Genomic DNA, 21,552 nt, shown 5'->3' with positions numbered 1-21,552 from the left:
GAATCTCGAATCTCGAATCGCTTACATGCGCTCTAGAGTGTCGATACCTAGAAGCGATAGACCTTGCTTGATCGTCTTCGCTGTTAGTGCAGCAAGCTTCAGACGGCTCTGTTTAACAGCTTTGTCTTCAGCAACTAGGATAGGGCAAGCTTCGTAGAAGCTAGAGAATTGACCAGCTAGTTCGAATAGGTAGCTACACATGATGTGTGGTTGACCTTCACGAGCAACAGACTGTACTGCTTCTTCAAACTGTAGAAGTTTCGCGATAAGCGCTTTCTCTTTCTCTTCAGTGATTTTGATTTCACCTTCAAGCGAGTCCATAGAAATGCCAGCTTTAGCAAATACAGAAGCAACACGAGTGTATGCGTACTGCATGTATGGTGCTGTGTTGCCTTCGAATGCAAGCATGTTGTCCCAATCGAACACGTAGTCAGTAGTGCGGTGCTTAGAAAGGTCTGCGTACTTAACCGCTGCCATAGCAACAGTGTTCGCGATCGCTTTCTTCTCGTCTTCTGCTAGTTCTGGGTTCTTAGATTCGATTAGCTGCGCTGCACGAACTTCGGCTTCATCAAGAAGATCAGCAAGACGAACAGTACCGCCTGCACGAGTCTTGAATGGTTTACCGTCTTTACCTAGCATCATGCCGAATGCGTGGTGCTCAAGAGAAACAGATTCTGGGATGTAACCTGCTTTACGAACGATAGTCCAAGCTTGCATTAGGTGCTGGTGTTGACGTGAGTCGATGAAGTAAAGAACGCGGTCTGCGCCTAGTTCTTCAAAACGGTATTTTGCACAAGCAATGTCGGTTGTTGTGTAAAGGAAGCCGCCGTCGCGTTTCTGGATGATAACGCCCATTGGGTCGCCATCTTTGTTTTTGTATTCGTCTAGGAATACAACCTGTGCGCCGTCATCTTCTTTTGCAAGACCTTGCTCTTTTAGGTCAGCAACGATAGTTGGAAGCATGTGGTTGTACATGCTTTCGCCCATTACGTCATCACGCGTTAGAGACACGTTTAGGCGATCGTAGTTGCGTTGGTTTTGAATCATTGTTACGTCAACAAGCTTCTTCCACATCTCTGCGCAGAACTCGTCGCCGCTTTGTAGTTTAACAACGTAGCCACGTGCTTTAACTGCGAACTCTTCGTCTTCATCGTAAAGCTTTTTAGATTCACGGTAGAAGCCTTCAAGGTCAGCAAGTTCCATTGAAACTTCGCCAGACTCAGCCTGAACGCGCTCAAGGTTTGCGATAAGCATACCAAATTGAGTACCCCAGTCACCGATGTGGTTAGCACGGATAACGTTGTGGCCTAGGAACTCAAGAGTACGAACGACCGCATCACCGATGATGGTTGAACGTAGGTGACCAACGTGCATCTCTTTCGCAACGTTTGGTGCAGAGTAATCCGCAACAATTGTTTGTGTTTCTGCTACTGCAACACCAAGGCGAGAATCAGCCAATGCTGCGTCTGCTTGTTGTGCTAGGAAAGCTTCATCTAGGAAGATGTTAAGGAAACCTGGGCCTGCGATTTCTACTTTAGAAGCGATACCGTCTAGGTTTAGAACGTCCAATACTTTTTGAGCAAACTCTCGAGGATTAGTGCCTAGTCGCTTAGCAACGCCCATAACGCCGTTTGCTTGGTAGTCACCAAATTGTGGTTTTGCAGATTGGCGAACAGCCGCAGGAGAGCCTGCAGGTGCGCCTGCGGCTTCTAGAGCCTGAGATACTTTGTCATTAATAAGTGCTTGGATATTCACACGCGTTTCCTTCAATTCAAGGATGATAAGAGTGGCCGTTATTTCGAGGTCATTAAATTGGTTAATTATGCATCTAGTTAACGATTTAATGCCGAAATGAACAACAGACACTGTTTAAGTTCACAAAAATGGCGTTAATCATACCAATTTTGTGCGGTTTCTTATAGGTCGAATTGATAGAAAATTAACATTTCCTGAGTGGTTTTTGACAATCGACTTTTAGCAAGACGCGTTTGCATGTTTAAGGAGCGAAAAGAACATAGTTATTGAGTGTTTTTTGTAAAAGCAACGCTTGTTGCAAAAGGCAAAACTGATAACATGCAGCCATTATTTGGAGAACACAGACAATGATGATGAGCCTGAAGCAAGCTGAACTAGAACCACAACAAATGATCGCCCGCCTTGATACTTTTATGGCAAAAATCGAGAGCCTAGGAAATACATTAGGTTTGGATTTCAGCTTTGCTCAAGCGGATCATATTGCGCTGCGAATCAATGACACTGAGCTAGCGAAATCTGCCCATCAAGCGTGGTCTGAGTACGGCTCTATGATTTCTGAGGCGATGATTAATGGTCGTCCAATTGTGGTGTTGGCTTTCGATGAACCCTTGCAAAGCCTTGGCTGGAAAATTGAATGTTTGGAGCTGCCATATCCAGCAGAAGGTAAGATTTACCCAAGCCAAGATTGGGAACATGTAGAGTTTGTGATTCCTTCTCATGCCCAAACAGCTGATGAGTATCTAGCGGATCTTAAAGAAACTTACCCGCAGTTCGCTGCTAACTTTGAAACGCTGGGTGAGCAAGGCGTTAAGATCAAACTCTCTAGCCCGAAAGGCGAGGGTGAACGCTTGAATAACCCAACAGTGGCTTTTAAACATCAAGGGATTTGCATCAAGCTGCATCCACACTCTTTGAAGAAGATTGTGGAATCAGAACAGGCTTAATTTGAATAGAGAGTTGCTAGGAAAGAGATTCCTGATCTCGCCTTGGCTCGTCGGAATGACGGGGTGTTCGATGAAATTTTCCAGAGTCTATCTTTGGATAGTGACAGACTGAGCGTTCGAGAGCGTATGTTAGAGCCTATAGCTCGAAGGTTCATCACCGAGTTCGTCATTCCCGATAGCGACGAAGGAGCGTAGTCGGGAATCTCTCAAAGCGAGTCTGATCATCAGATACAAAAAACGCGCGATGGGCTTTCCCTATTGCGCGTTTTTTATTGGGTTCTAACTGGAAGTCTTACCGGAAATCGAATATCCGATTTACAGAATTACAGTCTTGTTGCCGTAAACAAACACATGATCATTGATCACCTTGTTTAACGCCTTACTTAATACATTCTTCTCTACGTCACGACCGGCTTGTGCCATGTCTTTCGCGCTGAAGTTGTGATCCACAGGGATAACATCTTGCTTGATGATTGGACCTTCATCCAAATCATTCGTCACAAAGTGTGCCGTTGCGCCAATGATCTTCACGCCGCGCTCATACGCTTGTTGGTATGGCTTCGCGCCAATAAATGCTGGCAAGAAGCTGTGGTGGATATTGATGATCTTGTGGTGGTATTTTTCAACAAAACCTGGTGTCAGCACTCGCATGTACTTAGCCAAAACAAGGTAATCCGCCTCGTACTGGTCAATCACTTCTAGCATCTTCTTCTCATGTTCTTCACGGTTTAGCCCTTCGTGAGAAACATGGTGGTAAGGGATGTCAAAACGCTCGGTTAGGCTTTGTAGAATGTCGTAGTTACCGACAACGGCCGCAATTTCAACGTCTAAGCTGCCATCGAAGTTCTTCATTAGAATGTCGCCAAGGCAGTGTGCTTCCTTGGTCACGAGTATCACAACACGCTTGCGAGACGAATCAACAAGCTTACGTTTCGTATTTGGTGGCAGGGCTTGGTCTAAATCGGCAAGCAAGGTTTCATCATTGAAATAGCCTTCCAGCTCGGTGCGCATAAAGAAGTGGCCACTTGTGTTATCTACGAACTCATTGTTGTGAATAATATTGAGTTGGTGCTTATAACAAATATTGGTGATCTTAGAGATGAGGCCCGGGGCATCAGTACAATGTGTTAGTAAAGTTTTTCTTTCCATTTGCATCTTACTTCCATGAAATGTTGCACTTATTATATGAAATAGGGATTCTTCAAATTTAATGCAGGCCGTCGAACGGTGAACTGAGCCGCAATATCACCGTTATAATTAATCTATTATCAAGTTGGTTTCAACAAATTCTGCTGCTGATTTATCGCTTTGATAAATTGTTTGATATAGAAATATCAGTTTTTAGATAGAAAAACAGGCAGAAGCTTCATTTTTAAAAGTTTTGACCGTAGTACGCATTTGAACTTCAACCGAGGCATTTACGCCTTGGCCAAAAATAGAGGTGATACTTATGGATAAAGAGTTACTAGCCAAAAAACTGTACTGCAAGCGAGTGAATTCATTGGCGAGAGGTACCGAATTAGATGGTCATGTTCTAGATGAAATGTGGGAAAGTAAGACCTCACCAACCGATGCAGCGAAAGCCATACAGCCTGGTGATAACCATTTTGAAGGTGCTCCTTGGCTATCACGTTATCTCAGTCGAAAATAAAAATGACTCTCTAATTCTTACTTCTTCAGTTCTTACCTTTAAGGTAGCTTAAGTCACGTCAAACTAAACCAAACACCTCCGGTGCGAAGTCATTCTTGATTCGCGCCGGCTCACTAAACCTGCCATAATTCGTCTTCTATTTTCTAAACTTCGTACTCTATGATATCTAAAACGTTTTCTGCTGATGGTGCTCTGGGTAAAGCGATCCCAGGGTTTCAGCCACGACAAGCTCAGCTAGACATGGCTGAAGCGGTTTCACAAGCTATTGAGCAACAGAGCCAATTAGTTGTTGAAGCAGGAACGGGTACCGGTAAGACCTTTGCTTACTTAGTGCCAGCGCTGCTTAGTGGCAAGAAAACCATCATTAGTACGGGGTCTAAAAACCTTCAAGAACAGCTGTTTCACCGAGATTTACCATTGATGGTCGATGCGCTTGGCTTTTATGGTCAGGTTGCGTTACTTAAAGGACGTTCAAACTATTTGTGTTTGGACAGACTCAGCCGTCAAATGATCGAGAGTCATGGTGCTCATACCGATCCAACACTGCTGGCTCAGTTAGTCAAAGTTCGTAGTTGGTCGTCATCCACTCAAACGGGGGATTTAGGCGATTGTGATGATATCGCTGAAGACAGCCCAATCATTCCTACGATTACTTCCACTAACGACAACTGCTTAGGTAAAGAGTGCCCAAGCTACACCGATTGCTTTGTGCTTAAGGCGCGTAAAAAAGCGATGGATTCGGATGTGGTTGTTGTAAACCATCACCTATTCTTAGCGGACTTAGCGATTAAAGAAACCGGGTTCGGTGAGCTAATCCCAGAAGCAGACGTGTTTATCTTCGATGAAGCCCATCAGCTTCCTGATATTGCCAGCCAATACTTTGGTCAGTCCGTGTCGAGCCGACAGATTAATGAGCTCGCTAAAGACATCGAGATCGCCTACCGAACCGAAGCGAAAGACATGCGTCAGTTACAAAAGGTGGGGGACAGGCTCGTTCAGTCAGCTGCCGACCTACGCATTGTGTTGGGCGATACCGGCTTTCGTGGTAACTGGCGTGAAGCACTAAAGTCTGAGTCAATTGCACGAGAACTTGTTCGTCTACAAGATGCGTTGCAACTGGCCGTCGATGTATTGAAGCTAGCATTGGGTCGAAGCCAACTGTTAGACACCGCTTTTGAACGTGCGAACATGATTAAGTCACGCATTGAACGTGTGTGCGATGTGTCGATTACGGGTTACTCCTATTGGTATGACACAACACCAAGGCAATTCGCTTTGCACATCACACCACTGTCGGTTGCGGATAAATTCCATGAGCAAATCGAACTTAAACCGGGCGCTTGGGTATTTACCTCAGCAACCTTGGCGGTGTCAGATGATTTCGATCACTTTACTTCTCGACTTGGCTTAAAGCCGTCGGCTCAGTTTTCACTGCCAAGCCCGTTTGATTATCCGAATCAGGCACGTTTATGTGTGCCTCGTTATCTTCCTGAACCGAATAGCCCTGGCTTAGCCGATAAGCTAGTAAGAATGCTGACCCCGGTGATTGAGCAAAACCAAGGCCGCTGTTTCTTCTTGTGTACTTCACACAGCATGATGAAAGAGTTGGGGGAGCGATTCCGTGAAACACTCTCGGTTCCCGTTCTGCTGCAAGGTGAGACAAGCAAGCAAAAAACCTTAGCCGAATTCATGGAATTAGGTAACGCATTGCTGGTGGCTACAGGTGCTTTCTGGGAGGGGATAGATGTTAGGGGCGACGCATTAAGCTGTGTTATCATCGATAAATTGCCCTTTACGGCCCCTGATGACCCTTTACTTAAGGCTCGAATCGAGGACTGTAAGTTAAAAGGGGGTGATCCTTTTGCACAGGTACAGTTGCCAGACGCCGTGATTACCTTGAAACAAGGTGTAGGCCGATTGATACGTGACAAGCGCGATAATGGCGCTTTGATTATTTGCGATAACCGATTGGTGACTCGCGATTACGGTGGCATATTTTTGGCGAGTTTACCGCCTATCCCTCGTACACGTGACTTAGGGGTCATTAAAGAATTCTTAGCTAAAGACCATTCAACCGCTGCTGAGTAATTGGCATTGTTGAGTTTAGCCATTATTTTTAGATTAGATAACGAATATTTGAGACACAAATGAGCGCGAAAATTCTTGCAGTAGATACCGCAACTGAAAACTGTTCAGTTGCATTAGTAATTGGTGACCAGGTGTTCGCACGTAGCGAAGAGGCTCCTCGAGACCATACGAAGAAAATTCTACCTATGGTGGATGAAGTACTGAAAGAAGCGAATGTCGCTTTAACCGATATCGATGCTATCGCGTTTGGCCAAGGCCCAGGCAGTTTCACGGGTGTGCGTATTGGTATTGGTATTGCTCAGGGCTTGGCTTTTGGTGCGGATTTACCAATGATTGGTGTCTCTACACTGGCAGCGATGGCGCAAGGCAGCTACCGTAAATTTGGTGAAACTCATGTAGCAACAGCGATTGATGCGCGTATGAGCGAAGTGTACTGGGCTCGTTACAGCCGCGAACAAGATGGTCGTTGGACTGCGGTTGATGCCGAATGTGTAACGCCACCAAGTGAACTGGCTGCGCAGTTAGAAGCAGATTCTGAAATATGGGCGAAAGTCGGTACCGGCTGGGAAGCTTATGCCGAGCATATGGATACACTTGCGATCAACACCAAAGCGTGTGAAGTGCTATTCCCAGAAGCTCAAGATATGGCGTTCCTTGCTCAATTTGCTTACGCAGAAGGTAAAGCGGTTGCAGCAGAAGAATCTGAGCCAGTTTATCTTCGTGACAAAGTGACTTGGAAGAAACTGCCAGGTCGCGAATAATTTTTACAAGGTTCTGATGCAAATTAGGTCTAAATGCGTATTATTTAGATTTGAGAGGGCAGAGATTTAGTCATGGTATCAATTAACAACTTACCTCCTTCTTCGATAGGCAGCACGTCTAAGCCGAATCGAATTAAAAAGAAGGAGCAGGCAAAAAAATCTGATGCTAGCACTGCGGTTGGGCAACCGACTAAGGTCGCTAATGCTGTTTCTCACTCTATTCGTCAAGTTAAAGAGTCTGAACTACACAAGGCTCAAATCCAGTATGATCTTCCAGAAGGCCGAGGACGTAAGGCTATGGAAGAGTATATGGATGTAATGAATCAGACGAAGAAAGAAGAACTTGCAAAGCTTATCGGTGTCGATATCTACATCTAGAGCTTCTTATTAATGCCTGTTTAAGGACCAGAACCATGTCAAATTATCTCTCTAAATTACGCTTAATAGCCCTTTCTCTTGGTGTCTTGGTACTTGCCGGGTGTTCATCACTTCCTAGCGAACTTGAAGCAAAATCAGAGCCTGTAATTAGTGATTACCAACAGTGGGTCGACCAACTACCGGAGGCGAAAAGTGTTCGATTGGGTGGCGTTATCTCTAAAGTAACCAACTTGAAAGATAAGACTCGAATCGAAGTTGCTAATATGCCGATTTCGAGTAGCGGTAAGCCAGACCTAGACGCAGAGCCAAGCGGACGTTTTGTTGGTTATATTGAAGGGTATGTTGAGCCTCTAAGTTTTGCAGAAGGCCGTCTGATTACACTGGTTGGTCAGTCAAGCGGAAGTGAAGATGGAAAAATAGGGGAATACCCTTACATCTTCCCTGTGATGAAAGTGGACAACCAACGACTGTGGAACATCACTGAGCGTGTTGTTGTTAACGATTTTGCACCAACCTACTACTCGTGCAGAAGTTTACATTGTCGCAGTTTTCAAACGATGCCAAGACAAGGTCGAGTGATACAGGACGTAGAGTAATTAACTTTTTAGACGTTGATTGCGCAAACAGATGGAACTAAGTGTTTGATGATTGAAAAGTCATACTCCCTCGCGAGCGGGACGCTTGCAACACAACAGATTGGCAACCCACAAACGACCGCAACGACGGTCGTTTTTATTCATGGGTGGTTGGATAATTCGTCCAGCTTTAATCCGGTTATGCAGCAAGTCGCCAAGTTTGCGCCCAATGCTCACCTTGTTGCTATCGATCTCTTCGGACACGGCTTCTCGTCGCACAAATCGGGAAGTTACTACCCATTTCATGATTATATTGATGACTTGCATCAGTTGGTGACTAAATTATCGCCAAACAGACTGGTACTGGTAGGACATTCACTTGGTGCATTGATCGCAAGTTGCTATAGTGCCGCCTTTCCTGAAAAGGTGTCAGGATTAATTCAAATTGAAGGTCACGGACCTCTTTCAGAAGCTCCCCAAGAAACGGTTTCTCGCTTGAGAGATGGGGTACTCAGTCGTCTTCGACAGCGAAGAAAGCCTTCACGTCCTCTGGCAAGCCTTGAGGATGCTATTAAGCTGAGAGCTCACGCCAATCAAATCAATGCTGAATTAATTGCTCCTATTGTCGAGCGAGGAATTGTCGAGTTAGATAACTCTTGGCAATGGCGATGCGACCCTAACCTAAAATGTGACTCGTTATATCGAATGTCACAGGCGCACGCTGAAGCGATCATGGCGGCTATTGAATGCCCTCAATTAATAGTTTTAGGAAATGATGGATTCCGACATTTTCAGCATAATCGCTACAAATCAGCCCATAGTCCTCTAAATATAGAGACTGTTCCTGGTGGACATCATTGTCATTTAGAGAGCCCAGAGCTAGTTTCAGAGCTAATTCTTGGTGTAGTTAACAAAATTTAAACAAGTGTTTGAGCCTTTTAGTGCTCATGCACTAAAGCTGTGCTGTAATACCGCAATGATAAAAAGCGGCGAAGCAGTCGTCAGCTGATAAACGAGGAGTAACATCGTGGATAAACCTTGGCTTTCACGTTATCCAAGTGACGTACCAGAAACGATCAACCCAGATCAGTACCCATCTCTTGTAGAAATGTTTGAACAGTCGGTACAGAAGTACGCGGACCAACCTGCATTCGAGAACATGGGCTCGATTATGACATTCCGTAAGCTTGAAGAGCGCAGCCGTGCTTTTGCCGCTTACCTACAGAATGACTTGAAACTGAAGAAGGGCGATCGCGTCGCGCTAATGATGCCAAACCTACTGCAATACCCAATTGCACTATTTGGTGTATTGCGTGCAGGTATGATTGCAGTGAACGTCAACCCACTGTACACACCTCGTGAGCTTGAACATCAACTGAACGATTCTGGTGCAAAGGCGATTGTTATCGTATCTAACTTTGCGAGCACGCTAGAGAAAGTCGTTGATAACACGCCGGTTAAACACGTTGTTCTAACTAGCCTAGGGCAAATGCTGCCACGCGCGAAAGGGACAATTGTCGACTTTGTAGTGAAATACGTAAAAGGCATGGTGCCTAAGTATGATCTGCCGGGTGCTATCTCATTCAGAAAAGCGCTGCACAAAGGTCGTCGTCTTCAATATGTGAAACCGTTCATGGCGGGTGATGACATCGCGTTCCTACAGTACACTGGTGGTACAACAGGTGTAGCGAAGGGCGCAATCCTAACGCACCGCAATATGATTGCGAACGTACTTCAAGCGAAAGGGGCTTACGGTCCTGTTCTGCAAGAAGGCCGCGAGTTGGTTGTAACGGCATTACCGCTTTACCACGTATTTGCACTGACGGTGAACTGCTTACTGTTTGTTGAGATGGGTGGTCGTAACCTTCTAATTACTAACCCTCGTGACATTCCTGGCTTTATTAAAGAGCTGCAAAAGGTTCCGTTTACCGCAATTACCGGCGTAAACACCTTGTTTAATGCGCTAGTTAATAACGAAGATTTCCACGAGTTGGATTTCAGTAACCTACGCCTATCTGTTGGCGGCGGCATGGCGGTTCAACGCGCTGTTGCTGAGCAATGGAAGAAAGCGACAGGCATTCACCTATTGGAAGGCTATGGCTTAACTGAGTGTTCACCACTGGTAACGGGTAACCCATACGACCTGAAAGACTACACAGGTGCTATCGGCCTACCAGTACCATCGACAGAAGTTCGTATTGTTGATGATGAAGGTAAGGTTATTGCTAATGACCAAGTAGGCGAGCTACAAGTTCGTGGCCCTCAAGTGATGCAAGGTTACTGGCAGCGCCCTGAAGCGACCAAAGAAGTGATCGATCAAGACGGTTGGTTATCGACAGGTGACATCGTTAAGTTTGATGACGAAGGCTTGTTGTACATCGTTGACCGTAAGAAGGACATGATTCTTGTATCAGGCTTCAACGTCTACCCAAACGAGATTGAAGACGTTGTGGCTCTGCATGGTAAAGTGCTTGAAGTAGCAGCTATCGGTCAACCTCATGAAGTGTCTGGTGAATTGGTTAAGATCTACGTTGTGAAGCGTGACCCTAGCCTGACCAAAGAAGACATTATCGCGCACTGTCGTGAGCACTTAACGGGTTACAAAATCCCTAAATTAGTCGAGTTCAGAGATGATCTTCCAAAGACTAACGTAGGTAAGATCTTACGCCGCGTACTGCGTGAAGAAAACGATGCAGAACTTGCGAAACGCGCTAGCGAATAATTAGCCCGTTTGCGCGAAAGTACTGCACCAAAACCATTGAGGCGCTTAATCTAAGCGAGCGCTGAAAAATGGTGTTAGAATGCCGACAGTTAATGTCGGCATTTTTGTATCCGGCGATCAAATAGAAACCTGTGAGAGTTTTTGTGGATTATCAAATCATTACCCAATTGAAAGACCTTGAGCGAGTTTGCCAACAAGCACGTGAAGCCGATGTCGTTATGCTTGATACGGAGTTCGTTCGTACTAGAACCTATTACCCTCAATTAGGCTTGATTCAGTTATTTGATGGTGAAACGCTGTCACTGATTGACCCTATTGCTCTTGATGACATGACACCGTTCGTTACCTTGTTGAAAGACGCATCAGTATTGAAAGTGCTGCACGCGTGCGGTGAAGATTTGGAAGTGTTCCAGAACGCATTTGGCTGTACACCAACACCAATGGTTGATACACAGATCATGGCGGCTTTCTTAGGTCATGGTTTGTCAACGGGCTTTGCTGCTCTGGTTTCAGAGTTTGTCGGTGTCGATCTCGATAAGAGTGAATCTCGCACAGACTGGCTAGCGCGTCCGCTTTCTCAAAAACAATTGGACTACGCAGCAGCAGACGTGCATTACCTAATGCCAATGTACAACAAGCTTCTAGAAAAAGTGATGGAAGCTGGCTGGTGGGAAGCGGCTCAGCAAGAGTCTGATTTACAAGTTGCCAAGCGCATTCGTAAAGTAAACCCAGATACAGCCTACCTTGATATTAAAGGGGCGTGGCAGCTTAAACCTAAGCAATTAGCGATCTTACGACCTCTAGCAACTTGGCGTCTAAAAGAAGCAATCAAGCGCGATTTAGCGCTGAACTTTGTCTTCAAAGAACAAGACCTATGGGCTGTGGCGCGTTTTGCGATGAAAGATCCCAAGCACATGGAGCAAGAGGGTTTTGATTACCGCTCTGTGCGTCGCCATGGTGCGAAGATCAGCTCAATCGTAAAGTTAGCGGAACATACACCAGAAGAAGAGTACCCAGCACCAGTAGAACGTCTAATGGACTTCCCTGGCTACAAGCAACTCTTCAAAGTGCTGAAAGATGAAGTGAAAACAGCATCACAACACAGTGGTTTGGCGACGGAATTCTTGGCATCGAAGAAGCAACTTAACCAAATGTTAAGCTGGGTGTGGAAGCACGATCGTAACCCAGAAAAGCTGCCTGATGTTATGCAAGGCTGGCGTTTAGATGTGGTTGGCGAAAAGCTGAGTAAAGCGATCAAATAACCGCTTGCTGCTTTAAAGCCTAACTTAGTTACAGTTATAAACTGCACATACAAAAAAGAGAGCCTAGGCTCTCTTTTTTATTCAATCAATACAAGCAAGTGTATTACCTGCCAATCTTGTTCAGAAAGATTATCGATCTTCTTCTGGAAGCTTAACATTCAACTCTAACACAGAGATGTCGTCATCTTTGTGTTCAAAAGTCAGATCAACCATTGATGGATCGACCTCAACGTACTTGGCAATACACTTCAAGATGTCTTCTTTTAGTTGCGGCAGGTAAGACGGCGCTGGGTCGTCATGGCTGCGTCGTTCGGCAACAATGATCTGCAAACGTTCTTTGGCTAGGTTTGCGGTTGTCTTTTTCTGTGGTCTAAAAAACTCTAATAATGACATTGTGCATTAGCCCCCGAACAGTCGTTTGAAGATGCCTTTCTTCTGTTCCGTTAAGAAGCGGAAGTCAACTTGGCTACCCAGTAGTCGCTCTACAGTATCATTGTAAGCCATACCTGCGTCGGTTGCTTCGTCAAAGATAACTGGAACACCCTTGTTCGATGCGTTCAGTACCGCTTGGCTCTCTGGAATTACACCCAGTAGAGAGATGTGCAGGATTTCTTCAACGTCTTCAACACTGAGCATCTCACCTTGAGTTACACGTGCTGGGTTGTAGCGAGTCAATAGAAGGTGTGTTTTCACTGGCTCTAAGCCGTCTTCAGAACGACGAGATTTAGAGTCAAGAATACCTAGAATACGGTCTGAATCGCGTACTGAAGAGACTTCTGGGTTGGTGGTTACAATCGCTTCATCAGCGAAGTACAACGCCATAAGAGCGCCTTGTTCGATACCCGCAGGAGAATCACAGATGATGAAATCAAAGCCCATTTCATCCAGTTCATCAAATACACGACGAACACCATCTTTTGTTAGTGCGTCTTTATCACGAGTTTGAGAAGCAGGAAGAATGAACAGGTTCTCTGTGCGCTTGTCTTTGATCATCGCTTGGTTCAGCGTCGCTTCACCATTGATAACATTAACGAAGTCGTACACAACACGACGCTCACAACCCATGATTAAATCTAGGTTACGCAGACCGATATCAAAGTCGATAACTGCGGTTTTCTTTCCTTTTAAAGCCAGACCCGAGGCAATAGCTGCACTGGAGGTCGTTTTGCCTACCCCGCCTTTACCTGACGTTACAACGATAATGCGTGCCATTCTGTTTTCCTTTTATTTCTCTTATATTGCGAGGACATCAACGTGTAATACATCGTTTGCCATACTGAACATGGTTTTCTTCTGCCAGTACTCGCTTTCAATTTGATCGCTGAGCCAGTAATTTCCAGCAATGGAAACCAGCTCGGCTTGTAAGTCATTACAAATTATTTTTGCTTCAGTTTGACCACTTGCACCTGCAATCGCACGGCCGCGTAAAGTGCCATGAATATGGATGCTGCCATCGGCAATCACTTCCGCGCCTGCACTCACATGGCTGAGTATCAATAGATCGCCATCTTTCGCATAAACCTGCTGACCAGAACGAATAGGGGTTCTAATCACTTTGATTGGTGCCATTTTCGCTGGAGCTTGAGATGGCGACTTGCTTGCCGTCATCACTGCAAAACCGGCTTCTTTAGCGAGGTTTTGCATTCGCTTATCAGAACAGCCTGCCACACCAACCGGGATCATGCCCGCTTGAGATATACCATTTTTAAGTTGCACAAAATCGATATCGCCCGCGACTTTACTGATGTTGATAACAACAGGTGCGGCAGCGAAAAACGTAGGTGCTTGGTCTACTTTCTCTTGAAGAAAAGAGACTGCATTTTCGACTTGATCATCGGATAAGTGCAAAACAGATAGCGTAAAGCTGCTACCTTTTAGATCTGGGTTACTAGACATCGAAAAACTACAGGACCTCAATAGCGGATTAGTACAATTTCTTTATCAATAAAATAAAGGGCATTGCCTGAAACTAGGTTTATCATGTTATATTCCCAAACCAAGCACAGCAAGTAATCTTGTTGTCAAATGGACGTTTTGTTCCCAATATTTCCTTAACATAAACTATTGATCTCGCAAGTGAGAGTTTTGTAGTCATAATCAATTAAAAGGTTTGTCATGCTGTGTTCTATATATAAAAGCTCAAAGAAAGAAGGAACATACCTTTATATCCCTAAGAAGGATGATTTTTCACAAGTTCCTGACGCATTGATGCAAATGTTTGGTAAACCTAGTTTTGTAATGGTAATTAAAATGGATGGCCGTAAACTGGCTCAAGTAAACATCGAAAAAGTGAAAGAATCACTGAATACCGATGGTTTCTTTTTACAGGTTCCGCCACCACCAGTTAACGAACTTGAGCTTCATAAAGAGCGTAAAGCTCAACAGAAATCTCAAGACGAAGAGTGATAGCCACCTCAATTCAAGGAGGAGTGATCGTTGAGTAAATTTTCGAAAACCATATTGGCTGTGTCGGCATTACTATTGGGTAATAGCCTGACCATAAGTTCAGTACAAGCTGAAGAACTGAGCTTCGAGCAATATGTAGAAAAACTAAAACAACAAGGCCGTGAAGAAGGCATCTCTGAAGCGATCATTGATGAAGCCTTTGATGGTGTAACGTTTAAGCCAAGAGCGGTAAAAGCCGACAAAAACCAACCTGAGAAAAAACTGACTCTGGATGAATACATTCCACGAGCGGTTCCAGATTGGAAAGTGAAGCAAGCAAGGTCACTCTACAAGGAGCATTACACCGCGTTAAAGCGTATTGGTGATGAATATGGTGTTCAACCAAGATTCATTGTCGCGCTATGGGGCGTTGAGAGTAATTTTGGTAAGTTCACGGGCAATTACAGCGTTATCGACGCCCTAACGACCATGGCTTATGAAGGACGCCGAGAAGCTTTCTTCCGTAGCGAAGCGATGGCGGCATTGAAGATTCTTGATCAAGGCCATATTGCACCAAAAGAGATGAAAGGCTCTTGGGCTGGTGCGATGGGTCAACCTCAGTTTATGCCAAGCTCATTCTTAGCTTACGCCGCTGATGGCAGTGGTGATGGCAAGAAAGACATTTGGGGCACTGAAGAAGACGTATTTGCTTCGGCGGCCAATTATCTCAGCCAATCAGGGTGGGATGACAAATATACTTGGGGTCGTCAGGTTCATGTTCCGTCAACTGTGTCGATCGATTTACAAGGTCGAGACGAAGACAAAGCGAAATACTTAAAAGAGTGGTCTGAACTCGGTATTAAACGCTATGACGATCGCCCACTGCCAACACTTGATGAAGACATTAAAGCTTGGTTAATCATGCCGGATGATGAAACCGGACGTTCGTACCTCATTTATAACAACTACAATGTGTTAATGAAGTGGAATCGTTCTTACTACTTTGCTTTGGCAGTAAGCCATCTAGCCGACAGAATTAAGTTTGATTAACAGACCTAAGTCGCTTTGAATAGCATTTGGCCTACCATAGGCAGAACGAACTAAAGGACTCTTCGGAGTCCTTTTTGATTTTATATTTCAGAGATTTAATAAGGTGATCTTGTGCTAACAGATAGAGCTGCACAGATGGTGATATTCCATGCGCTGATCAAGCACGAAGGCTTTACCAGTGCTGCAAAAAGCTTGAACGTTTCGGTGTCCCATATCAGTAAGCAAGTCGCTTTGCTTGAAGACTCTATAGGCATCAAGCTGGTGCAAAGGACAACACGAAGCTTAACGCTCACTGAAGCGGGAGACGTATTCTATCAACATTGTGAGCAGCTGTTTAACACGGTGAAAGCAGCTCAGATGGATATGGATAGCCAGCGCGATGATATCTCTGGAATACTACGCGTCGGTTTGTCGCAGTCATTTGGCACACTCCATATCATTCCGGCGATTGATCAACTCAGACAGCTTTATCCTCAGTTGAGAATCGAGGTCCACTTGTTCGACTATAAGGTGGACATGATTGAAGAGCGCTTGGATCTCTGGATCACCAACAATGAAGATTTGCCTGAAGGTTACATTGCGCAGCGATTAGCCGACAGTCAGTTTGTGGTGGCTGCGTCACCGGATTATCTGATTAAGGCTGGGACGCCACATGTACCTTCCGATTTGATTGACCATAACTGTCTTATCTATCGCAGCCGTGAACGAGATTACACATCGTGGGCGTTTGACAACGGGCAAGAAAACCTCAGCGTCAAAGTCGCGGGCGATTACTCAGTCGATTTGGCTGAGGCAGTACGAGACGCGGCAGTATCAGGGTGGGGCGTTGCTTATTTGGCGACTTACTTAGTGAAAGAAGAGTTTAGAACGGGCAAGCTCATTCAAGTATTGCCAGAGTGGAGAGCCAGTCAGCTGATGCCATTCTATGCCGTTTACCCGAGCCGAAAGAATATGCCGAAGAAGCTTTCGGCAGTGATTGAGTTCATTAAAGATCATATCGGGTCGCCGACGTATTGGGACAAAAACCTCAAAACTTGCGTTGAACTGCATCGCTAACTGTTTCCTAATCTATAAATATAATTTCCATATGGAAAAAGTACGCTTTTTAATCAAAGTTAATTATTAAAATTCAATAACTTAATTATACTCATAGTTAAATCGTGATTACCCCAACATCACATTAACAACCTCAGCTTGCCGCAAACGATTTCCTCTATAGAATGCGTCGCCTTTCCTATCTACAACTTTTAGGTTGACGCACATGGCTTCGCTACTTGGAATTATCACTATTTTAGTTGCCGCTTGGTTACTATCTACGGACAGAAAAAATATTCCACTAAGAACAGTCTCTTTGGCTTTCTTATTACAAATCTCATTCGCGCTGTTGGTTCTGTATGTACCAATGGGTAAAGAAGCGTTGAATGCAGCCACAGGTGCGGTATCTAGCTTGATCAACTACGGTCAAGAGGGGATTAACTTCCTATTTGGTGGTCTAACGAATAACGGATTTGTTTTCGCGATTAACGTTCTAGGCATCATTATCTTTTTCTCTGCACTGATCTCTGGTTTGTACCACATCGGCTTTATGCCAAAGGTGATCAACCTTATCGGTGGCGCACTACAAAAGTTCTTGGGCACAGGTCGTGCGGAGTCACTGTCTGCGACTGCAAACATTTTCGTTGGCATGATTGAAGCTCCATTGGTGGTTAAGCCTTACTTGAAGCACATGACGGATTCACAACTGTTTGCTGTGATGGTGTGTGGTTTGGCTTCTGTCGCTGGTGGTACGCTAGTGGGTTACGCATCGCTTGGCGTTGATCTAAATTACCTGATCGCAGCTGCATTTATGTCTGCACCTGCTGGCCTATTGATGGCTAAGATCTTAGTACCAGGTAGCGCAGATGACGCTCAAGAAAATATTGAGTCTGACGTTGAAATTCCACGAGCAACAAACGTAGTTGAGGCAATGGCAGATGGGGCTATGTCTGGACTTCGTATTGCCGTTGCGGTGGGTGCGACACTACTTGCCTTTATCAGTGTGATTGCAATGCTGAATGGCTTGCTAGGTATTGTTGGTGGTTGGTTTGGCGTAAACCTAAGCTTCGAACTTCTACTAGGTTATGTGTTCGCACCCGTTGCATGGCTGATCGGTGTGCCGTGGTCTGAGGCTGTGGTTGCGGGCTCATTGATCGGTAACAAGATTGTCGTGAACGAGTTCGTGGCTTTCATCCAACTAATGGATGCTAAAGAGGCGCTAAGTGAGCACTCACAAGCGATCGTAACTTTCGCTCTATGCGGCTTTGCTAACATCTCTACCATGGCGATTCTTATCGGTGGTTTGGGCAGCTTAGTTCCAGAGCGTCGCTCTTTCATCTCACAATATGGCTTCAAAGCAATTTGTGCAGGTGTGTTTGCTAACCTAATGAGTGCTGCTATTGCTGGTGTTGTACTTTCTCTATAGTTAACTGATCATGACTTTACTCCCCCTATAGTAAAGTGACTGATTAATCACAATAATATTCGGTTAGCGTGAAAAAGAGAGCCTATAGTGTAAGAACGTAGGCTTTCTTATTTCATTGAATAGTTTGTACCACAGGGTGTGGTGCAAACCTTTTAGGGGCACAAATGGATTTGTCGATTACTTCTTCTTTGGCGTTAATTGGACTCTTGTCTTTAGCTTGTCAGCAGCTCGGCTGGCGTTTACGTCTTCCCGCCATTCTCCCTCTCCTTATCGTTGGCCTATTGTTAGGTCCCGGCCTGAATATTCTAAATCCCGATGCCATTTTCGGTGATGTGCTGTTTCCTATGATCTCCTTAGGGGTTGCCATCATCTTGTTTGAAGGAGCATTGACCCTAAATTTCAAAGAAATCAGAGGCCATGGCCGGATGGTGACTCACCTCGTGAGTTTCGGCATGTTGATTACATGGGCGTGTATCGTGGTGGGGGCATACTACTTTGTGGACTTCAGTTGGCCGTTAGCCGCACTGTTTGGTGCATTAGTTGTGGTAACTGGCCCTACGGTAATCGTGCCCATGCTTCGCAGTATTCAGCCTAAATCTTCGTTAGGCAGTATCTTGCGATGGGAAGGGATAGTAATTGATCCGATTGGCGCTCTGTTTGCGGTTCTCGTCTACGAGTACATTGTTTCTTCTGCCGACCCTACCGGACACGTTCTGTCAGCTCTGGGCCTGACGTTAGTCATAGGTTTAGGCTTAGGGATCATCGGTGGCCATTTGATTGCCAAGATGCTGCAAGGGCATTGGGTACCGCACTATTTACGTAATGTGGCTGTGCTGACGCTAATGTTGGCGGCGTTCTCGTTTTCTAATGATCTGAGTGAAGAATCGGGTTTATTAACCGTGACCATCATGGGGATCTGGCTTGCCAACGTGAAGGGCTTGGACATCGAAGACATCATCGAATTCAAAGAAACCCTGACCGTGTTACTTATTTCTGCGTTGTTTATTCTGTTAGCCAGTCGACTCGATTCGGGGGCTTTCCTTTCGATAGGTTGGGGCGGTATTGGGTTGCTAGCGGTGGTTATGTTGGTGGCTCGCCCGTTAAGCGTGTGGATCAGCGGGATCGGTACGGATCTTAATTCGGCGGATAAATGGTTTTTGAGTTGGATGGCACCTCGCGGGATCGTAGCAGCCGCGGTTTCTTCTCTGTTTGCGATAAAACTGCAAGAGAAGCAATTGATTGAAGGCGCAGATCTGCTCGTGCCCATGGTGTTCTTAGTCATTATTGGTACGGTTGTGATTCAGAGCTTAACCGCGAGCTGGTGGGCGAGAAGGCTAGGGGTCACTCAAGAGAAAGCGCAAGGGGTTATCTTCTTTGGCGCCACTCACTTTGCAAGACAATTTGCCAAGGTGCTAGCCACACACAACATCAACAGTGTGCTTGCTGATACTAACTGGGAAAGCATTCGCTTAGCTCGTATGGATAACTTGAATGTTTACTTTGGTAACCCAGCTTCAAGCCACGCGGAAAACAATTTGGAACTCGATGGGATAGGGCGTGCGATGATCGTCTCGCCTTATCGTCAAACCAACCCGTTAGTCAGCATGCATTACCAAGACGAGTTTGGTGCCAATAAGGTGTTTGAGCTTGAATCGTCAGAGACTAAGCATGAAAGACATCAAGTGAGCCGCAATGGCAATCGAAGTCTGTTCTCGGAAGGGATTACCTATTCTAAGCTTAACTCACTGATGGCTCAGGGTAGCCAAATTAAAAGTACAGGTTTGACCGAGGCATTTGATTTAAAAGAGTTTAATGCTTTGTATCCTAAAGCCATTCCTCTTGGGGTGATTAATGGCGGTGATTTCCGTTTAATGACACAAGGATCTGAGTTGGAAAAACTCATATCAACGGAGTGTGAGCTTATTAGTTTATTACCGCCTTCTGAACAGACGGAAAAAGTCGAGACTCCAGATAAGTAGCAACGAGCACTTCATCAAAAGCGAGTCACCCCGTTGTAAAAACGAATAGCTAAGTACCAAAGCATCAAAAAAGCCGCAACGTTCATCACGTTGCGGCTTTCTAATTTTATTTATATGCGCTGCGGACTACTTCGAGTGAAATTGCTCGCAAGCGATCATGGTGTTCTCGATTAGGCTCGCAACCGTCATTGGGCCAACACCACCCGGCACAGGTGTGATGAAGCTTGCGCTTTCTTTCGCTACGTCGTATTCAACGTCACCCACTAGTTTGCCAGATTCCAAACGGTTGATACCCACATCGACCACAACAGCGCCTTTCTTAATCCAAGCGCCAGGAATGAAGTTAGGTTTACCAACGGCAACTACAACAACGTCTGCTTGACGCACGTGACCTTCAAGGTCTTTGGTGAAGCGGTGACATGTTGTCGTCGTACAACCTGCTAGAAGAAGCTCTAGCGTCATTGGGCGACCTACGATGTTTGATGCGCCAACCACAACCGCGTGCTTACCACGTAAGTCGATGTTGTAACGGTCAAGCAGCGTGATGATGCCTTTTGGCGTGCAAGAGCGAAGCTTAGGCATGCGCTGAGCCAAACGGCCGACATTGTAGGGGTGGAAGCCATCAACGTCTTTTTCTGGCGTGATACGCTCAAGAACGTGAGTGCTATCAATGCCTGCTGGTAGAGGCAGTTGAACAAGAATACCGTCGATCTCTGGATCGTCGTTCAGTTGGTCTACAAGTGTTAACAATTCGTCTTCTGTCGCAGTGGCTGGCAAGTCGTAAGATTTAGATACGAAGCCAACTTCTTCACACGCTTTACGCTTACTTCCAACGTAAACCTGAGAAGCAGGGTCTTCACCCACTAAAACAACCGCTAGGCCCGGAGCGCGTAATCCAGCTTCAGTACGAGCTTTTACACGTGCAGCAACTTCGGAGCGAACCGTTTGAGAAATTAGCTTTCCATCAATATTTTGAGCAGTCATGAATTTCCTTAGTATTGATATTCAAGTTAGTGGCTGATGTTTTTGGCGCATTATTCCAGAAAATCTTTTTGATTACCATCAAGCAAACGTTTGCTTTGGTCTATTTTCCAACACTTATATGTTTGTTGGCCTTTTTTTACCCACTTAGATCAGAATGTTACATAAAGCCGTTGCTTTACTGATTCGAATTCGTATAATTCGTTCCTGTAGCGCGCCCTTAGCTCAGCTGGATAGAGCACCTCCCTTCTAAGGAGGTGGTCGAAGGTTCGAATCCTTCAGGGCGTGCCATTATTTAAAGAAACCCGATAACTCTCCGAGTTGTCGGGTTTTTTGCATTTTACACATCATAAAACACTTCTTTTCAAGCGCGACTCATTTTCTTCTGTTATTCGTTTCATTCGGCTTATGTAATAGAAAGTTAAAATTGTTCGTTTTTTGGGGTTTACATCATTTGGTAATAAAGCCACTATGAATTCACGAAGAATAGACAAGTAAAGCTATTAGCCAGTCGGTTTAGGAATCAAACCTTCTGCTCAATAGCTGATTTAGAGGAAGTA

The 21,552-nt window shown here is 45.2% G+C and carries 20 protein-coding genes and 1 tRNA gene; 15 read left to right on the top strand and 6 right to left on the bottom strand.

Translation table 11 applies throughout. The annotated features are described in order from the left end of the window. Nucleotides 1–21 precede the first annotated feature (21 nt). On the bottom strand, nt 22–1,755 hold the full coding sequence (argS, locus tag AB4493_RS10320; RefSeq protein ID WP_017062384.1) for an arginine--tRNA ligase: 1,734 nt from the start codon (nt 1,753–1,755) through the stop codon (nt 22–24). A 347-nt stretch (nt 1,756–2,102) separates the two neighbouring features. Here argS and AB4493_RS10315 point away from each other — a divergent pair, with 347 nt between their 5' ends. Next, nucleotides 2,103–2,699 (top strand): VOC family protein, encoded by a 597-nt coding sequence (locus tag AB4493_RS10315; protein ID WP_372154950.1) that lies wholly within the window; start codon nt 2,103–2,105, stop codon nt 2,697–2,699. A 315-nt stretch (nt 2,700–3,014) separates the two neighbouring features. Here the strand turns inward: AB4493_RS10315 and purU are convergent, their stop codons facing one another. Beyond that, nucleotides 3,015–3,848, bottom strand: coding sequence for a formyltetrahydrofolate deformylase (gene purU / locus AB4493_RS10310; protein ID WP_029235131.1), 834 nt, complete (start codon nt 3,846–3,848; stop codon nt 3,015–3,017). A gap of 301 nt (nt 3,849–4,149) precedes the next feature. Between purU and AB4493_RS10305 the strand changes: the two genes are divergently transcribed. The 8 genes from AB4493_RS10305 (at nt 4,150) to rnd (ending at nt 12,136) form a co-directional block, all read left to right on the top strand. Next, nucleotides 4,150–4,350: a hypothetical protein gene (locus AB4493_RS10305; RefSeq protein ID WP_017062381.1), complete on the top strand. Its 201-nt coding sequence runs from the start codon at nt 4,150–4,152 to the stop codon at nt 4,348–4,350. Between the two features lie 159 nt (nt 4,351–4,509). Then, nucleotides 4,510–6,438, top strand: a complete 1,929-nt coding sequence (locus AB4493_RS10300; protein ID WP_372154948.1) for an ATP-dependent DNA helicase — start codon at nt 4,510–4,512, stop codon at nt 6,436–6,438. Between the two features lie 59 nt (nt 6,439–6,497). Beyond that, nucleotides 6,498–7,199 carry a tRNA (adenosine(37)-N6)-threonylcarbamoyltransferase complex dimerization subunit type 1 TsaB gene (gene tsaB, locus AB4493_RS10295; protein ID WP_017062379.1) on the top strand — a complete coding sequence of 234 codons (702 nt, stop codon included), beginning with the start codon at nt 6,498–6,500 and terminating at the stop codon, nt 7,197–7,199. A gap of 72 nt (nt 7,200–7,271) precedes the next feature. Continuing rightward, on the top strand, nt 7,272–7,577 hold the full coding sequence (locus AB4493_RS10290) for a chromosome partitioning protein ParA (RefSeq protein WP_372154947.1): 306 nt from the start codon (nt 7,272–7,274) through the stop codon (nt 7,575–7,577). 35 nt (nt 7,578–7,612) lie between these two features. After that, a complete protein-coding gene (locus AB4493_RS10285) occupies nt 7,613–8,173 on the top strand; it encodes a Slp family lipoprotein (protein WP_017067373.1) in 561 nt (186 codons plus the stop codon). A 48-nt stretch (nt 8,174–8,221) separates the two neighbouring features. Then, on the top strand, nt 8,222–9,073 hold the full coding sequence (locus AB4493_RS10280) for an alpha/beta fold hydrolase (protein WP_372154961.1): 852 nt from the start codon (nt 8,222–8,224) through the stop codon (nt 9,071–9,073). Between the two features lie 106 nt (nt 9,074–9,179). Beyond that, on the top strand, nt 9,180–10,874 hold the full coding sequence (fadD, locus tag AB4493_RS10275) for a long-chain-fatty-acid--CoA ligase FadD (RefSeq protein WP_017062375.1): 1,695 nt from the start codon (nt 9,180–9,182) through the stop codon (nt 10,872–10,874). A 143-nt stretch (nt 10,875–11,017) separates the two neighbouring features. Then, complete coding sequence (gene rnd, locus AB4493_RS10270) at nt 11,018–12,136, top strand: ribonuclease D (protein ID WP_017062374.1); 1,119 nt, start codon at nt 11,018–11,020, stop codon at nt 12,134–12,136. Between the two features lie 129 nt (nt 12,137–12,265). Here the strand turns inward: rnd and minE are convergent, their stop codons facing one another. Genes minE through minC form a run of 3 tightly spaced genes read right to left on the bottom strand, consistent with a single transcriptional unit; the run spans nt 12,266 to nt 14,032 of the window. After that, nucleotides 12,266–12,529 (bottom strand): cell division topological specificity factor MinE, encoded by a 264-nt coding sequence (gene minE / locus AB4493_RS10265; RefSeq protein WP_010436847.1) that lies wholly within the window; start codon nt 12,527–12,529, stop codon nt 12,266–12,268. Between the two features lie 6 nt (nt 12,530–12,535). Further along, nucleotides 12,536–13,348 carry a septum site-determining protein MinD gene (gene minD / locus AB4493_RS10260; protein ID WP_009848498.1) on the bottom strand — a complete coding sequence of 271 codons (813 nt, stop codon included), beginning with the start codon at nt 13,346–13,348 and terminating at the stop codon, nt 12,536–12,538. A gap of 21 nt (nt 13,349–13,369) precedes the next feature. Continuing rightward, nucleotides 13,370–14,032: a septum site-determining protein MinC gene (gene minC, locus AB4493_RS10255; RefSeq protein ID WP_017063419.1), complete on the bottom strand. Its 663-nt coding sequence runs from the start codon at nt 14,030–14,032 to the stop codon at nt 13,370–13,372. A gap of 219 nt (nt 14,033–14,251) precedes the next feature. Here minC and AB4493_RS10250 point away from each other — a divergent pair, with 219 nt between their 5' ends. The 5 genes from AB4493_RS10250 (at nt 14,252) to AB4493_RS10230 (ending at nt 20,011) form a co-directional block, all read left to right on the top strand. Beyond that, on the top strand, nt 14,252–14,542 hold the full coding sequence (locus AB4493_RS10250) for a YcgL domain-containing protein (RefSeq protein ID WP_017062372.1): 291 nt from the start codon (nt 14,252–14,254) through the stop codon (nt 14,540–14,542). A gap of 30 nt (nt 14,543–14,572) precedes the next feature. Beyond that, the gene (locus tag AB4493_RS10245) at nt 14,573–15,571 is read left to right on the top strand and encodes a lytic transglycosylase domain-containing protein (protein WP_017062371.1); all 999 of its coding nucleotides are present in this window, start codon (nt 14,573–14,575) and stop codon (nt 15,569–15,571) included. A 135-nt stretch (nt 15,572–15,706) separates the two neighbouring features. After that, on the top strand, nt 15,707–16,627 hold the full coding sequence (locus tag AB4493_RS10240; RefSeq protein WP_017063421.1) for a LysR family transcriptional regulator: 921 nt from the start codon (nt 15,707–15,709) through the stop codon (nt 16,625–16,627). A gap of 205 nt (nt 16,628–16,832) precedes the next feature. Next, complete coding sequence (locus AB4493_RS10235) at nt 16,833–18,032, top strand: NupC/NupG family nucleoside CNT transporter (RefSeq protein ID WP_017070735.1); 1,200 nt, start codon at nt 16,833–16,835, stop codon at nt 18,030–18,032. A 164-nt stretch (nt 18,033–18,196) separates the two neighbouring features. Then, complete coding sequence (locus tag AB4493_RS10230; RefSeq protein WP_372154946.1) at nt 18,197–20,011, top strand: cation:proton antiporter; 1,815 nt, start codon at nt 18,197–18,199, stop codon at nt 20,009–20,011. Nucleotides 20,012–20,137: 126 nt separating this feature from the next. On the opposite strand, the gene folD is transcribed toward AB4493_RS10230, so the two are convergent. Next, nucleotides 20,138–20,995, bottom strand: coding sequence for a bifunctional methylenetetrahydrofolate dehydrogenase/methenyltetrahydrofolate cyclohydrolase FolD (gene folD, locus AB4493_RS10225; protein WP_017062367.1), 858 nt, complete (start codon nt 20,993–20,995; stop codon nt 20,138–20,140). A 211-nt stretch (nt 20,996–21,206) separates the two neighbouring features. On the opposite strand from folD, the gene AB4493_RS10220 reads away from it, so the two are divergent. Further along, nucleotides 21,207–21,283, top strand: a tRNA-Arg gene (locus AB4493_RS10220). Nucleotides 21,284–21,552: the final 269 nt, after the last annotated feature.

The sequence above is a fragment of the Vibrio sp. 10N.222.55.A1 genome (genome assembly GCF_041473835.1).
Lineage (GTDB): Bacteria > Pseudomonadota > Gammaproteobacteria > Enterobacterales > Vibrionaceae > Vibrio > Vibrio crassostreae_C.
The sequence above is the reverse complement of the archived record's forward strand: the minus strand, read 5'-3'. Positions and strand labels throughout refer to the sequence as shown.